We start from the raw sequence: 13127 nt of genomic DNA, 5'->3' as shown, positions 1-13127 counted from the left end.
CAGCCGCGAGTGCAGACAGTGCGTCGACTCACGTATGCTGACCGCATGAGCACAACGTCGTCTCCTCAGCCCGAAATCACGATTGTGGATGCGCCAGAGCGCCAAGCCTTCATCTTGCAGGTCGATGGCCACCCGGCTGGTCAGCTCGTCTACAGCCTGAGCGGCGGTGCGCCTCAGCTCGTTGACCTCACGCATACCGAGGTCGACGAGACGTTCGCTGGGCAGGGGCTGGCTGGGCGCTTGGTCCACGGCGCGCTCACCGCACTGCGTAGCCGCACGCCACCCGTGAAGGTCACCGCAAGCTGCCCCTACGCGGCGAAGTGGATTGAACGCCACCCCGATGAGTTCACTCACCTGATCGCTGGCTGACTGGGTTCGCGTCGCCGCTCTCAGTCGCTGGGCCGACCGAGATCAGTGCCAGAGCGTGGCCACTGCGACGTTGATCAAGGCCAGGCCGCCCACGGCATGAGCCAGCCCAGTGGGCACGGTCTCGCCCCGCACTGCCTTGCGCCGACCGATGAACGCGGCGACTGCGACGCCGATGGCCAGCAGCAGCTTCACCGCGATCTTGGCGTGGTTGAGGTCGCTGCCTTGGGCCTCGAAGATACCGACCAAAGCCAGACCTGAGACGAGCTGCACCAGCGCGCCGATCCACTGCCACAGTGTGACAGTGGGGGTCTTGAATGTTGCCAGCCAGCCGCCGACGAGAGCGGCAGCACCGAGAATATGGGCGAAGACGAGGAGGGAGATGAGGATGCTCATGCCGCAGACTCTACCGCCGGTGGTTCACGACCGACAGCCAGCACATGCAACGCTGAACATCGTCTGATGAGCGTCAGGCAGCTGCTGAGGGGCACAGGCGCGCCAAAGGGCAGATGCCGCACTCGGGCTTGCGAGCGTGACAGATGCGACGCCCATGCCAGATCAGACGATGAGACAGGGCGGTCCAGTCACGCCGGGGAAACAGCTCCGCAACCGCGAACTCGACCTTCACTGGATCAGTCTCGGCGGTCCAGCCGAAGCGTCGAACTAAGCGGCCGAAGTGCGTGTCGACGGTGAGCCCGGGCACGTCGAAGGCGTTGCCGAGCACCACGTTCGCCGTCTTGCGACCCACACCAGGCAGTGTCACCAGCTCATCGAGGGTATGGGGCACCTGTCCGCCGAAACGTTCGACCAGCCCCTGCCCCAACCCGATGATGTTACGGGCTTTAGCCCGGTAAAACCCGGTCGATCGTATGTATGACTCCAGCTCGGTGGGGTCGGCCTCGGCATAGTCTTTGGCCGTTGGGTACCTGGCGAACAGTGCGGGCGTGACCATGTTCACCCGCTTGTCGGTGCACTGTGCCGAGAGCACGGTGGCCACGGTCAGCTGTAGCGGGTTCGCGAAGTCGAGCTCACAATGGGCCTCGGGGTATTCATCGGCGAGGATGCGCCCCATTTTTCGCGCCCGACGCGTCAGTGCCAGCGGGGTCTCGTCGGCGACATCGGCCCACGTGGTCATCAGTCGTGCAGCAGGCTGTGCCGCTCGATCACTGAGTCGCGACCGGGACCGTTGCCGATGACCGAGATGCGTGCACCAGAGAGCTCTTCAAGGTGTTCGACATAGGCACGGGCATTTGCCGGCAGCTCTTCAAAGCTGCGTGCCGTGGTGATGTCTTCGCTCCAGCCCGGGAAGTACTCGTAAATCGGCTTGGCGTGGTGAAAATCACTCTGGTTGACCGGAATCTCGTCGAAGCGCTGACCGTCGACGTCGTAGGCGACCGCCACCGGAATCTTTTCAATGCCGGTGAGCACATCGAGCTTGGTGAGCACGAAGTCGGTGACGCCGTTGACGCGGGCGGCATAACGCGAAACCAATGAGTCGTACCATCCGGTGCGACGCGGGCGGCCAGTCGTGACGCCGAACTCAAAGCCAGTCTTGCGCAGATATTCGCCCGACTCGTCGAACAGCTCAGTGGGGAACGGGCCCGACCCCACTCGAGTGACGTAGGCCTTGGCGACGGCGATCACGCGATCGATGCGGTTTGGCGCAACGCCTGAACCCGTGCAGGCCCCGCCCGATGTGGGGTTCGACGAAGTGACGAAGGGGTAGGTGCCGTGGTCAACGTCAAGCATGGTGGCCTGACCGCCCTCAAACAGGAGGGTTTTGCCTGCGTCGAGAGCCTGGTTGAGCTCGAGCGAGGTGTCATGCACCAGCGGGCGCAGCCGATCGGTATAGCTGAGCAGTTCGTCGACGATCTCGTCGGGGTCGATGGCACGGCGGTTGTACAGCTTGACGAGCAGCTGGTTCTTCTGCTCGAGCGCGCCTTCGACCTTCTGCCGCAGGATGTTCTCGTCGAACAGATCTTGCACACGGATGCCCACACGGTTGATCTTGTCGGCATACGCCGGGCCGATGCCGCGGCCGGTGGTACCGATCTGACGTTTGCCCAAGAATCGCTCTGAGACACGGTCAAGCGTGCGATGGTACTGCGTGATGACATGCGCGTTGGCGCTCACCCGCAGCTTCGACGTGTCGACACCGCGCGCCTCGATCGCATCGAGCTCTTGGAAGAGCACCTCAATGTCGACCACCACACCGTTGGCGATCACCGGCACGACGCCGGGGCTCAGAATGCCCGATGGCAGAAGGTGCAGGGCGTATTTTTCGTCGCCGATGACCACCGTGTGCCCGGCGTTGTTGCCACCGTTGAACTTGACGACGTAGTCGACGCTGGAACCGAGCAGGTCGGTGGCCTTGCCCTTTCCTTCGTCGCCCCACTGAGCACCGACCAGGACAATGGCAGGCATGCTGCACCCCTCACGTGTGTTGTGATCTCATCGGCCACTGCGACCGACCTCGACCAGTCTAGCGACACCTCATGACAGGTCGGCCATCTCGAGGGCCAACCTCAGTATCCGTAGAGCTGCTGCTGGATGTCTTCGCCATACTCTTCGAGCACGCTGTCGAGCCGCCCGTCGTCGGAGAGCTGGGTCACCTTGGGCACAATCACCTGGGCGATCTCTGCAAGTGTGGCCAAGGGGCTGAAGTACCACGAACCGTCTTCTTGCACAGCCACGAGTGACACTTGGTCGAGACCCAGTTCAGATGCGGTTGCGGGAGCCGCCAAATCGACAGTCACGCTGTTGTTGTACGAGGAGTACGAGCTGCTGGTCACTTTGATGGTGAACTCGAGCTTCGACCAAATGACTTCAATGCGCTGCGACCCCGAGGAGAACGAGAAGGTGTAGTCGTCGGGCAGTACCTTCGCTTTGTCTCCGTCGATCTCGGTGCTCGCCCCGTCGGCGTCAAGGCTGAGAACCGACGGGGTGCTGCCCACTTCATCGAAGACGCTGTCGCCATAGAGGCTGACCAGTCGGCGCTCTGCCGTCGGCAGCGTGCGCGCAATCTCACTGTAGTCACCGGTGTTGGCGCCATCGACGATCGCCTCGGCACTCGCCTTCAGCGCAGCCTCCGGCGTTTCACTGCGAACCGTCTGGTCTGCGGTCACGAGTGTGCCGTGCTTGAGCGAGGAGTCATACTGCTTGGCCGACTGGAAGGCGTTCTCGGCCGCTGTCAGCATCAGGCTGGTGTACCACTGATCGTTCTCTTTGACGGTGACGATCGGAAAGTCGTACCCGTAGTCGCTGGAGAAGTCAGCGAAATCTGAGGTGTGTGGCAGGTCGAGATCGCCACGAATCTCGTCAGCACTTTCGGCACTCGTCGGGTCGACTGCTTCTTGCAGCTCGGCGATCTTCTCGGCCAGCTGCTGCTCATCGGTGGTGCTGACTGTGAGCGTACCTGCCGTGACCGTAGTCACAGACACCTCGCCGGCGCCACCATCGAGATCTTCTGTCGAGAGCTCAAGCCCGTCTGTCTTGATCTCGACGAGATCGAGCGCCTCAGCACTCAGGCGCGCAATGTCTTGGGTATTGGACGCGCTGCGCCCTTGCTCAAGCTGTTCAGTCAGAGGCGTGAGCACATTCGCCTCAGACGGTGCGACTGCGCCGACAACGGTCAACAGATCTTTGTCAGAAAGCGAGCTGAGCAGAGTTTTGGCGGCCTCTTCTGGGGTTGCCTGACCAGCGCTGCCCACCCCGCCGGAATCACGCAGGCCGAACCACCACCAAGCGCCACCGCCGACGACGAGAGCCACAACCAAGGCAATGGCAGTGATCAGCACCCACGGCCGCCGTTTGCGCGGGGCGTCGTCGGTACCCGGATGCCACTGCAGCTCTTGGCCTGCTGACGCGTCCGCGCCCTGTTGGCCGAATGTCGGCTGGCCACTCGGCGACGCTTGCGGCTGCTGATACTGCTGCTGCGCGGGTGCGCTTGGCGCTGCGGCAGCACTCGGAGCCTTTGCCACGGGCGGCAGCTGGGGTGCCCGACCGGGCGCGCGCCCAGCCAGAGCGGCAGAAGCCTCTCGCTGCCCAGCCGGGTCGCCGTTCGATGCCAGCCACTCAAGAAGCCCTGGATACACATTTGGATGTCGGGCGATTAGCGCCCCCAAGGAGGGGTCTTGCACGACCAGCTCGGCCAGCCGAGCGGCTGGCGTGCTGGGGTTGCTGGCCTCGGCGAGCAGCTGGGGATCTGACATGTCTGAACCTCTCTTCGTTGTGGGGTCGAGCAGACCTGTGAATCAGCTTAGCGGTTTGCCTCCGCTTCGAGTGCAGCCTGCAACTCTTCGAGACGTGCACGCAATGGTTGTGGCACACGTGAGCCGAAGATCTTGAAGTAGCGCTCGACATCGTCAGTCTCGTGCAGCCACGCTTCCGGGTCGAGTGCGAACAGGGCCTGCCAATCCTCGTCAGACACCTCGGTGCCCTCAAGCTCGAACTCTTCATGCTTCGGCAGGATGCCCAACAGCGAGGACTCGCCGGTCACCTCGTTCTCCAAGCGCTTGGAGATCCAGTCGATGACACGCGAATTGTCGCCGAACCCCGGCCACAGGAATGACCCGTCGGCGGCACGACGGAACCAGTTGACACCGAAGATGTGTGGCGCTCCCTCGCCGAGCGTCTCGCCGATCTCGAGCCAATGCCCCCAGTAGTCAGCCATGTTGTAACCGCAGAACGGCAGCATCGCGAAGGGGTCGCGGCGCAGCTGACCGACCGTACCCTCGGCCGCGGCGGTCTGCTCGCTGGCCATAGTGGCACCGATATACACACCGTCGCGCCAGGAGCGCGCCTCGACGACCAGCGGAGTGTTCGTGCGACGGCGACCACCGAACAGCACCGCGTCAACGGGCACGCCCGCCGGCTCGTCCCAGTCGGGCGCGATTGACGGCGCTTGGTCGGCCCGCACAGTGAAGCGGGAGTTGGGATGCGCCGCCGGGGTCTCAGACGAAGGGGTCCAGTCGCGACCGCGCCAATCGATGAGATGCTCGGGTACCTCGGGGGTGAGCCCCTCCCACCAGACATCACCGTCATCGGTGAGTGCGACGTTGGTGAAGATGACGTTTTCACTGAGTGCCTCGATGGCGTTGGGGTTTGTGGTCACGCCCGTGCCCGGTGCCACGCCGAAGAAGCCATTCTCAGGGTTGATCGCATAGAGCCGACCATCTGCTTTGGGGCGCATCCAGACGATGTCATCGCCCAGCGTCTCGACCTTCCAGCCGGGCAGGGTTGGGCGCATCATGGCGAAGTTTGTCTTGCCGCAGGCCGAAGGGAACGCCGCGGTGATGTGGTAGCTGCGGCCTGCCGGGCTGGTCGCTCGGATGAGCAGCATGTGCTCGGCGAGCCACCCTTGGTCGTGCCCCATGGCCGAGGCGATGCGCAGTGCATAGCACTTCTTGCCCAGCAGCGCGTTGCCGCCGTAGCCCGAGCCATACGACCAGATCTCGCGGGTCTCAGGAAACTGCACGATGTATTTGGTCGGGTTGCTCGGCCAGGGCACGTCTGGGCGGGCGTCACCGTTTTCGTCGATCAGGGGGTAGCCCACGGAGTGCACTGCCGGCACCCATTCGGCGCCGTTGGCGATCTGTTCGGCAACGCGGTCGTTGTCGACGCGGGTCATCAGGTGCATGCTGACCACCACGTAGGGCGAGTCGGTCAGCTGAATGCCCACCTGCGAGATATCGCCGCCAATCGGCCCCATCGAGAAGGGAATGACGTAGAGCGTGCGCCCTCGCATGGCGCCGCGGAACACCTCAATGAGTTCTTCGCGCATCTTGCCGGGCTCACGCCAGTTGTTGGTGGGGCCGGCGTCTTCTTCGCGGGCAGAGCAGATGAACGTGCGGTCTTCGACGCGTGCCACGTCGGTGGGGTCGGTACGCGCCAAGAAGCTGTTGGGGCGCTTCTCGGGGTTGAGACGAATGAAGGTGCCGTCATCGACCAACTGCTGGGTCAGCGTCTCCCACTCTTCAGCAGAGCCATCGACCCATTGGATGCGCTCGGGCTGCAGGATGTCGGCGAACTGCTGCACCCACTGCGCAACGGACTCGATGTGCTGGACCATATCATCGGCTTTCTGTCATGAGAAGCGGTGAGGGGCGCCATCGACCCTCCGGGGGATCTTTTACTATACCCGCAATACTATTTCTACGCAGCGTCACTCGCCGTCTATGCGGGCGTGCTGACGCACCCAATCGTGCATCACGATCGCCGCAGCCGCCGACGCATTAATCGACCGAGTGGAGCCGAACTGGGTGATCTCGACCACCGCATCCGCCGCGGCAAGCGCAGCGGCGCTCAGCCCCGGCCCCTCTTGGCCGAACAAGAAGACGCAGCGCTCGGGCAGCTCGATGCGCTCGATGGGCTGCGAGCCTTCGACGTTGTCGATCGCAATGACCGGCAGCTGGGCCTGCTTGGCCCAGGCCACGAACTCGTCGATGGTGGCGTGATGATCGACGTGCTGATAGCGGTCGGTGACCATTGCTCCCCGGCGATTCCAGCGGCGATTGCCCACGATGTGCACCCGCTCGGCCAGAAATGCGTTGGCGCTGCGCACTATCGACCCGATGTTCAGGTCGTGCTGCCAGTTCTCGATGGCGACATGAAACGGGTGACGCCTGGTGTCGAGGTCGGCGACGATCGCGGCCATCGACCAGTAGCGGTAGCGGTCGATGACGTTGCGAGTGTCGCCGTTCGCCAGCAGCTCAGGGTCGTAGTGCGGGTCGTCGGGCCACGCCTCAGGGCCACCGGGCCACGGCCCCACCCCGTGCGTGGTGTGTTCTGGGGTGCTGGTGTGTGGGATGCTCTGGCTCGGCTGGTCGGTCACCCGTCGAGTGTATCGCCCGCAGCGGTGGGCTCTTCGATGAGTTCGGCCACTGAGCCCAGCACCTCGTCGGGCCGGAACGGATACTTCTCGACTTCGGCGAGGTCGGAGATGCCGATGAGCACCAGCACCGTGTGCAGACCGGCCTCGATGCCGGCGACGACATCGGTGTCCATGCGATCGCCGATCATGCCGGTGGTTTTGGAGTGTGCATCGATGCGTGTCATCGCCGAGCGGAACATCATCGGGTTGGGTTTGCCCACCACATAGGGTTCGCGACCCCCGGTTGCCTTCGAGATCAGTGCGGCGATGGCCCCGGTCGCCGGCAGCGGCCCCTCAGGGCCCGGCCCCGTGGGGTCGGGGTTGGTGCTGATGAACCGAGCACCGCCGAGTATCAGCCGGATGGCCTTGGCGATCGCCTCGAACGAGTACGTGCGGGTCTCGCCGACCACAACGTAGTCGGGGTCGCGATCAGTGAGCACAAAACCGGCCTCGTACAGGGCTGTGGTCAGCCCGGCCTCGCCCACCACGTATGCACTGCCGCCGGGCTTCTGAGCGGCCAGAAAGTGAGCCGTGGCCAGCGCGGAAGTCCAGATTTCGTCTTCGGCGACGTCGATGCCCATTGAATGCAGGCGCGCGCTCAGATCGCGCGGCGTGTAGATGGAGTTGTTGGTCAGCACGAGAAACGGTTTGTGCTGCGCACGCCAGCTGCGAATCAGCTCGCCCGCGCCGGGAAGTGCGCGCCCCTCTTTGACGAGCACGCCATCCATGTCGGTCAGCCACGATTGGATGCTCGCGCGACTGAGCTGGGCTTCGTTCTGCGGGTTCTGCGTCTGCGGTGTCATCGGTGCCAGCCTCTCACACTGTGCCAACTGGGCGGTGAACAGTGCATGACGCATTCATGATCGCGTGTCTCAGACGTCGAGTTCGTCGACACTGATCGCCGCGAGATACGGGATGCCCGCGGCCTCGATCGCCTCTTTGGCACCCGTGTGCCGATCGACGACGACCGCTACGGCGACGACCTCGGCCCCGGCCTTGCGCAGCGCCGCGATCGCCTTGAGCGGCGAACCGCCTGTGGTGGAGGTGTCTTCGACCACGATGACCCGTTTGCCGGCGAGCTCGGGGCCCTCGATCTGACGGCCGCGGCCGTGGTCTTTGGGCTCTTTGCGCACCACGAATGCGTGGTAGGCCAGGCCCTGCGCCGCGCCCTGATGCAAGATCGAGGTGGCGATGGGGTCGGCGCCAAGCGTGAGACCGCCGACGGCATAGACATCGGGAATGTCTTTGATGAGGTCGACCATGACCTGCCCGATCAGCGGGGCCACCCGATAGTCGAGGCTGACCTTGCGCAGGTCGACGTAGTAGGTCGCCTTTTTGCCGCTGACCAGCGTGAAGTCACCATGGAACACGGCGTCGGAGTTGATGTACGAGATGAGCTGGTCGCGTGCTGAGGTCATGCGTCTCATTCTACGCAAGCGCGAGCGGGCCAGTGCGGGAGGGGCGCGGCGTGCGCTGTGGGGGTGGCGGCCCGGGCATCCTGCCGCCCCATTGGTACAGTGGGGGCCGTGCGCATCGCAACCTGGAACGTGAACTCGATCAGGGCCCGCATCGACCGGGTCACCGAATGGCTCGACGAAAACGACGTCGACGTGTTGGCCGTGCAAGAGATTAAGTGTCGCGAGTCGCAGTTTCCGTTCGCGGCGTTCGAAGAGCGCGGCTACGAGGTGCACATGCACGGGCTCAATCAGTGGAACGGCGTGGCACTGATCAGCAGAATTGCGGCCGAGGATGTGCAGATCGGCTTTGCCGGGCAGCCGAGCTTTCGCGACGTGGTCGAGGCGCGGGCCATCGGGGCCACCTTCGACGGCGTGCAGGTGTGGAGCCTCTACGTGCCGAACGGGCGGGAGCTCGATGACCCGCATTATGCCTACAAGCTCGAATGGCTGCGCGTGCTGCGCGAGGATGCCGCCGGTTGGCTTGCTGCCGACCCAGACGCCCAGATCGCGCTGGTCGGCGACTGGAACATCGCGCCGCTCGACAGTGATGTGTGGGATGTGGCCGCATTCGCGGGCAAGACGCATGTCTCGGCGCCGGAGCGAGCCGCCTTCTCGGCGTTCGAGCAGACCGGATTCGCCGATGTGGTACGGCCGTTTGCGCCTACGGGTTACACGTATTGGGATTACAAGCAGCTGCGGTTTATTCGCGACGAGGGCATGCGCATCGACTTTGTGCTGGGTTCGCCAGCCTTCGCCGCTCAGGTCGAAAATGCCTACATCGACCGCGCTGCGCGTGAAGGGGTGCAGCCGAGCGACCACGTGCCGGTGGTCGTCGAGCTGCCGGGTGATGACGATGACCGACCGATGGTGTTCTGACGCGGCTGCTGGCCGCCGTGCAGCATCTCGCCGCTGCGTGCATGATTTCACCCATTTGTGCGCTCCTGCGGTGAAATCCTGCGCAGCGGGGTGAAACGGTGCCCGGTACCACATCCCACCGGTTCTACACAGTCGCAGATACTGCCGAATTCGTCCACAGCCGGCGCTGAGCCCGACCGGTGCCCGCCCCAGACAGGCACAGTGGATGCATGCCACAGTTCAGCCCATACGGGGTATACAGCGCCAAGTCACTGCACGACGCAGGGTACTCCCGGCGCGCCATCGAGGCGCTGATGCGCACCGGGCGGCTGACCCGACTGCGCCCAGGCTGGTACGCACGCGACGATGCCCATCCTTGGGTTCGCCAGGCCCTCATCGGCGGCGGCCAGCTCACCGGTCTGCATGCGCTGAAACTGCTCGAGACCAACACGAACCGCGTGTGGCTGCCGCCCGAGGCATCGGTACACCTGCACACGCCTCGCGTCACCATCGCGCACCGGCAGATCACGTCGTTGCCGCTGGCTCTTCCCGCGACGGCTCAGCATGGCATCGCCCCGGTGTTCAGCAGCGGTCAGGGGTTCAGCGCACAGCACAGGGATGTCCCCGTGCGCTGGCATCAGCACCCGCGAATTCCCGCCACCGATTTGGGTTTCGGAGTGCTGCCTCCTCATGCTGCTGTGCTCCATGGCCTCTTCGAGGTCCCATTCGAGCAGGCGGTGGCTGTCGTCGACTCTCTGCTGCGTCTGGCCCGATCTCGCGTGAACAACCGCTATCTCGGCAGACATGCCGTGCTGTCGCTGACGCATGCCGACCTCATCCGTGCGCTCAGCGGCTCGCCCTGTGGGCGACGCATTCTGAGATACGTTGACACCGCCGCTGAATCAGGGCTGGAGAGCATCCTGCGTGTGCTGCTGACCCTTGCTGGTCATCACGTCGAGTCGCAGGTGGCACTGCCAGACGGCACGCGCATCGATCTGTTGGTCGACGGCATTCTCGCGATTGAGATCAACGGGTCGACGCATCTCACCCGTGAGCAGCGCGATCGCGATTATCAGAAAGACATGATGATCACCGCCATCGGCAAGGTGCCCGCGCGATACAGCTACCGGCAGATCCTGTTCGATTGGCCGGCGGTGCACGCCGATGTGTTGCAGAAGATCGCCAGCGCCTCGTAAGGCGCGAGCCAGTGGCTTGCCGTTGCAGGAGGGCTTCGGTGCTCGTCAGGCTGTGCAAGAGACGCGTGCACGAGACTTGCCACCTCGCGCCACCCCGTCACCAGATTCGCCCCGTGCAAAATGCCGGCAATGCCCCACGGCCGCCGTCAGCAAATTCACCCAAACGTGCACGATATCGCCGCTGACCACGTCAATCTCGTGAAAACGTGCGCAGCGGGGTGAAAACGGGCACAGGACAGCACGCTTCGCGCGCGAAATTGTGCACAGCGGGGTGAAAACGGCCCCCTCTCAGTACAGCAGCGCCACGATCGTTGCCACCACCGGCACCGACAGCAGTGTGCTGGTGAAGGCCGTGTCTCGGGCCAGTGTCTGCCCAACCCCGTACTGCGTCGCGTAGTTGTAGGTGTTCTGCGCCGTGGGCAGCGCAGCCATCACCACCGCCACCATGAGTGCATGACCGGTGAGCCCGAACAGCTGGGTGGCAATCACCCAGGCGAATGCCGGCTGCACAAAGCTCTTGACCAGCACGGCAACCGAAATGCGGCCGATCGGGCTGCCGGCCGAGAACGGGCGTTTGGCAGCCAGCGACATGCCGAAGTTGATCAGCATGGTCGGCACCGAGATGCCGGCGATCAGATGAATGGGCTCGTAGACCACCTCAGGTACCGGCACACCGATGACCACCACCGCGATGGCGACGACACTGGCGATCAGCACCGGGTTCAGCAGCACATGCCGCAGCGTCGGCCACAGGCCCGCGCCCCCGCCGTCGGCGATGTCGAGGCAGATCATCGCGATCGGCGTGTAAAGCGCCATCTGAAAGAGCATGATCGGCGCGATCTGCGATGAGTCGCCGAGCGCATATACCGCGATCGGAATACCCAAGTTGCCGATGTTGACATATGACGCCGACATCACCCCGATGATGGTCTCGCCGCCCGCAGGCCGCCAGATCGGCAGCACGACCACCAGATAGACCACGATCGCCGCAGCCACCGAAATGATCTGCACGCCGAGCGCGGGAGTGAGCAGATCCTGCGGCTGCGACTTGACGATCAGGCTGAACAACAGTGCCGGCTGTGCAACGTAGAAGATCAGCTTCGACAGCACCGGTCGGGCATCCGGCCCCAACACGCCGCCTCGACCGAGACCGAAGCCGACCGCGATTATGATCGCGATGACGCCGAAGCCGACGAAGACTCCGCTCATCGCCGGCTCAGACGGCCTGACGGAAGCCGCCGGGCTGCGCCGCGGCATCGGCCAGATGCTGCAGATGCGGCGGAATGTCGCGCCCGCGCTTTTGCATGGTGGATGCCCACAGTCGCCCTGCGCGGTACGACGAGCGCACCAGCGGCCCGGCGAGCACCCCCGGGAAGCCGATCTGCTCGGCCTCGGCCTTGAGCTCGACGAACTCTTCGGGCTTGACCCAGCGATCGATGGGATGATGCAGCTTCGACGGGCGCAGATACTGCGTGATCGTGATGATGTCGGTGCCAGCGTCGAACAGGTCGTGCAGTGCCTGCGAGATCTCTTCGCGGGTCTCGCCCATGCCGAGAATGAGGTTCGACTTGGTGATCATGCCGGCCGCGCGGGCCTGCGTCAGCACGTCGAGCGAGCGCTCATAGCGGAACGCCGGACGAATACTCTTGAAAATACGCGGCACCGTCTCGAGATTGTGGGCGAACACCTCGGGCTGCGCGTCAAAGATCAGCTGCAGCCGCTCGGGAATGCCGCGCAGATCGTCGGCGAGCACCTCGACGCCAGTGCCCGGGTTCTGCTGATGAATCTGCCGAATCGTCTCGGCATACAGCCACGCTCCATCGTCGGGCAGATCATCGCGGGTGACCCCGGTGATGGTTGCGTAGCGCAGCCCCATGCGTGCGACCGATTCGCCGACGCGCCGCGGCTCATCCATGTCGAGCGGCTCGGGTTTGCCCGAGATGATGTCGCAGAAGTCGCAGCGACGCGTGCAGATCGCACCACCGATCAAGAACGTGGCTTCGCGGTCTTCCCAGCACTCGTAGATGTTGGGGCAGCCGGCCTCTTGACAGACGGTGTGCAGCCCCTCGTCTTTGACCAACCCGTGCAGCTCTTTGTATTCAGGCCCCTGCTTGGCCAGGGTGCGAATCCAACCGGGCTTCTTCTCGATGGGGGTCTCAGCGTTGCGCTGCTCGACGCGCCGCAGCTTGCGATCGGGGCTCGCCATAAACTGCCGCAGGTTGCCGCGTGACGGCCCGCCGGGTCGTGCGGTGTTCTGCTGCTTCGACGGCATGGTCGGCATGCCGAGGGCCGCAGGCCCGGTGGATGCCCCACCCGCGTGCCCACCGCATCCGCAGGCCCCAGCCGCGTGGGTGGCGAAGCCGTGGCCGGTGCCGGGCTCGT

13 protein-coding genes are annotated in these 13127 nt (G+C 64.2%); 3 read left to right on the top strand and 10 right to left on the bottom strand.

What is annotated here, in order from left to right:
• Nucleotides 1–45 precede the first annotated feature (45 nt).
• Nucleotides 46–369 (top strand): GNAT family N-acetyltransferase, encoded by a 324-nt coding sequence (locus G557_RS14040; protein ID WP_028245874.1) that lies wholly within the window; start codon nucleotides 46–48, stop codon nucleotides 367–369.
• Between the two features lie 42 nt (nucleotides 370–411).
• Here the strand turns inward: G557_RS14040 and G557_RS0109725 are convergent, their stop codons facing one another.
• The 8 genes from G557_RS0109725 to pyrE all read right to left on the bottom strand — a co-directional run bounded on the left by G557_RS0109725 (nucleotide 412) and on the right by pyrE (nucleotide 8655).
• On the bottom strand, nucleotides 412–762 hold the full coding sequence (locus G557_RS0109725) for a hypothetical protein (RefSeq protein WP_028245873.1): 351 nt from the start codon (nucleotides 760–762) through the stop codon (nucleotides 412–414).
• A 73-nt stretch (nucleotides 763–835) separates the two neighbouring features.
• Entirely contained in the window at nucleotides 836–1501 is a 666-nt protein-coding gene (gene nth, locus G557_RS12955; protein ID WP_051224982.1) for an endonuclease III, read from the bottom strand.
• The gene (locus tag G557_RS0109715; RefSeq protein WP_028245872.1) at nucleotides 1501–2790 is read right to left on the bottom strand and encodes an adenylosuccinate synthase; all 1290 of its coding nucleotides are present in this window, start codon (nucleotides 2788–2790) and stop codon (nucleotides 1501–1503) included. The genes nth and G557_RS0109715 overlap by 1 nt, the downstream gene beginning before the upstream one ends.
• Nucleotides 2791–2891: 101 nt before the next feature.
• Complete coding sequence (locus G557_RS0109710) at nucleotides 2892–4577, bottom strand: variant leucine-rich repeat-containing protein (protein ID WP_028245871.1); 1686 nt, start codon at nucleotides 4575–4577, stop codon at nucleotides 2892–2894.
• 47 nt (nucleotides 4578–4624) lie between these two features.
• Nucleotides 4625–6436: a phosphoenolpyruvate carboxykinase (GTP) gene (locus G557_RS12950; protein WP_036962067.1), complete on the bottom strand. Its 1812-nt coding sequence runs from the start codon at nucleotides 6434–6436 to the stop codon at nucleotides 4625–4627.
• A gap of 93 nt (nucleotides 6437–6529) precedes the next feature.
• Nucleotides 6530–7198: a TrmH family RNA methyltransferase gene (locus tag G557_RS0109700; protein WP_051224981.1), complete on the bottom strand. Its 669-nt coding sequence runs from the start codon at nucleotides 7196–7198 to the stop codon at nucleotides 6530–6532.
• Nucleotides 7195–8040: an HAD-IIA family hydrolase gene (locus tag G557_RS0109695; RefSeq protein WP_051225023.1), complete on the bottom strand. Its 846-nt coding sequence runs from the start codon at nucleotides 8038–8040 to the stop codon at nucleotides 7195–7197. The genes G557_RS0109700 and G557_RS0109695 overlap by 4 nt, the downstream gene beginning before the upstream one ends.
• A 69-nt stretch (nucleotides 8041–8109) precedes the next feature.
• The gene (pyrE, locus tag G557_RS0109690; protein ID WP_028245868.1) at nucleotides 8110–8655 is read right to left on the bottom strand and encodes an orotate phosphoribosyltransferase; all 546 of its coding nucleotides are present in this window, start codon (nucleotides 8653–8655) and stop codon (nucleotides 8110–8112) included.
• Nucleotides 8656–8763: 108 nt separating this feature from the next.
• Between pyrE and G557_RS0109685 the strand changes: the two genes are divergently transcribed.
• A complete protein-coding gene (locus G557_RS0109685; protein ID WP_028245867.1) occupies nucleotides 8764–9570 on the top strand; it encodes an exodeoxyribonuclease III in 807 nt (268 codons plus the stop codon).
• Between the two features lie 209 nt (nucleotides 9571–9779).
• Nucleotides 9780–10745: an endonuclease domain-containing protein gene (locus G557_RS0109680; protein WP_028245866.1), complete on the top strand. Its 966-nt coding sequence runs from the start codon at nucleotides 9780–9782 to the stop codon at nucleotides 10743–10745.
• Between the two features lie 288 nt (nucleotides 10746–11033).
• Here G557_RS0109680 and G557_RS0109675 read toward each other — a convergent pair whose 3' ends face one another.
• Nucleotides 11034–11954 carry an AEC family transporter gene (locus G557_RS0109675; RefSeq protein ID WP_028245865.1) on the bottom strand — a complete coding sequence of 307 codons (921 nt, stop codon included), beginning with the start codon at nucleotides 11952–11954 and terminating at the stop codon, nucleotides 11034–11036.
• A 7-nt stretch (nucleotides 11955–11961) separates the two neighbouring features.
• Nucleotides 11962–12951 (bottom strand): lipoyl synthase, encoded by a 990-nt coding sequence (lipA, locus tag G557_RS0109670; RefSeq protein ID WP_211220558.1) that lies wholly within the window; start codon nucleotides 12949–12951, stop codon nucleotides 11962–11964.
• Nucleotides 12952–13127: the final 176 nt, after the last annotated feature.

The organism is Pseudoclavibacter soli DSM 23366, from assembly GCF_000423505.1.
GTDB classification, from domain to species: Bacteria; Actinomycetota; Actinomycetes; order Actinomycetales; family Microbacteriaceae; genus Pseudoclavibacter_A; species Pseudoclavibacter_A soli.
Note: the sequence above shows the minus strand (reverse complement) of the source record. Positions and strands in the feature narration are given on the sequence as shown.

What these genes read in the sequence shown, in the direction of transcription:
- pyrE (WP_028245868.1), bottom strand. Translation starts at nt 8,655, where the DNA reads ATGACCTCAGCACGCGACCAGCTCATCTCGTACATCAACTCCGACGCC.
- G557_RS0109695 (WP_051225023.1), bottom strand. Translation starts at nt 8,040, where the DNA reads ATGACACCGCAGACGCAGAACCCGCAGAACGAAGCCCAGCTCAGTCGC.
- G557_RS12950 (WP_036962067.1), bottom strand. Translation starts at nt 6,436, where the DNA reads ATGGTCCAGCACATCGAGTCCGTTGCGCAGTGGGTGCAGCAGTTCGCC.
- G557_RS0109680 (WP_028245866.1), top strand. Translation starts at nt 9,780, where the DNA reads ATGCCACAGTTCAGCCCATACGGGGTATACAGCGCCAAGTCACTGCAC.
- G557_RS0109675 (WP_028245865.1), bottom strand. Translation starts at nt 11,954, where the DNA reads ATGAGCGGAGTCTTCGTCGGCTTCGGCGTCATCGCGATCATAATCGCG.
- G557_RS0109710 (WP_028245871.1), bottom strand. Translation starts at nt 4,577, where the DNA reads ATGTCAGATCCCCAGCTGCTCGCCGAGGCCAGCAACCCCAGCACGCCA.
- lipA (WP_211220558.1), bottom strand. Translation starts at nt 12,951, where the DNA reads ATGGCGAGCCCCGATCGCAAGCTGCGGCGCGTCGAGCAGCGCAACGCT.
- nth (WP_051224982.1), bottom strand. Translation starts at nt 1,501, where the DNA reads ATGACCACGTGGGCCGATGTCGCCGACGAGACCCCGCTGGCACTGACG.
- G557_RS14040 (WP_028245874.1), top strand. Translation starts at nt 46, where the DNA reads ATGAGCACAACGTCGTCTCCTCAGCCCGAAATCACGATTGTGGATGCG.
- G557_RS0109715 (WP_028245872.1), bottom strand. Translation starts at nt 2,790, where the DNA reads ATGCCTGCCATTGTCCTGGTCGGTGCTCAGTGGGGCGACGAAGGAAAG.
- G557_RS0109725 (WP_028245873.1), bottom strand. Translation starts at nt 762, where the DNA reads ATGAGCATCCTCATCTCCCTCCTCGTCTTCGCCCATATTCTCGGTGCT.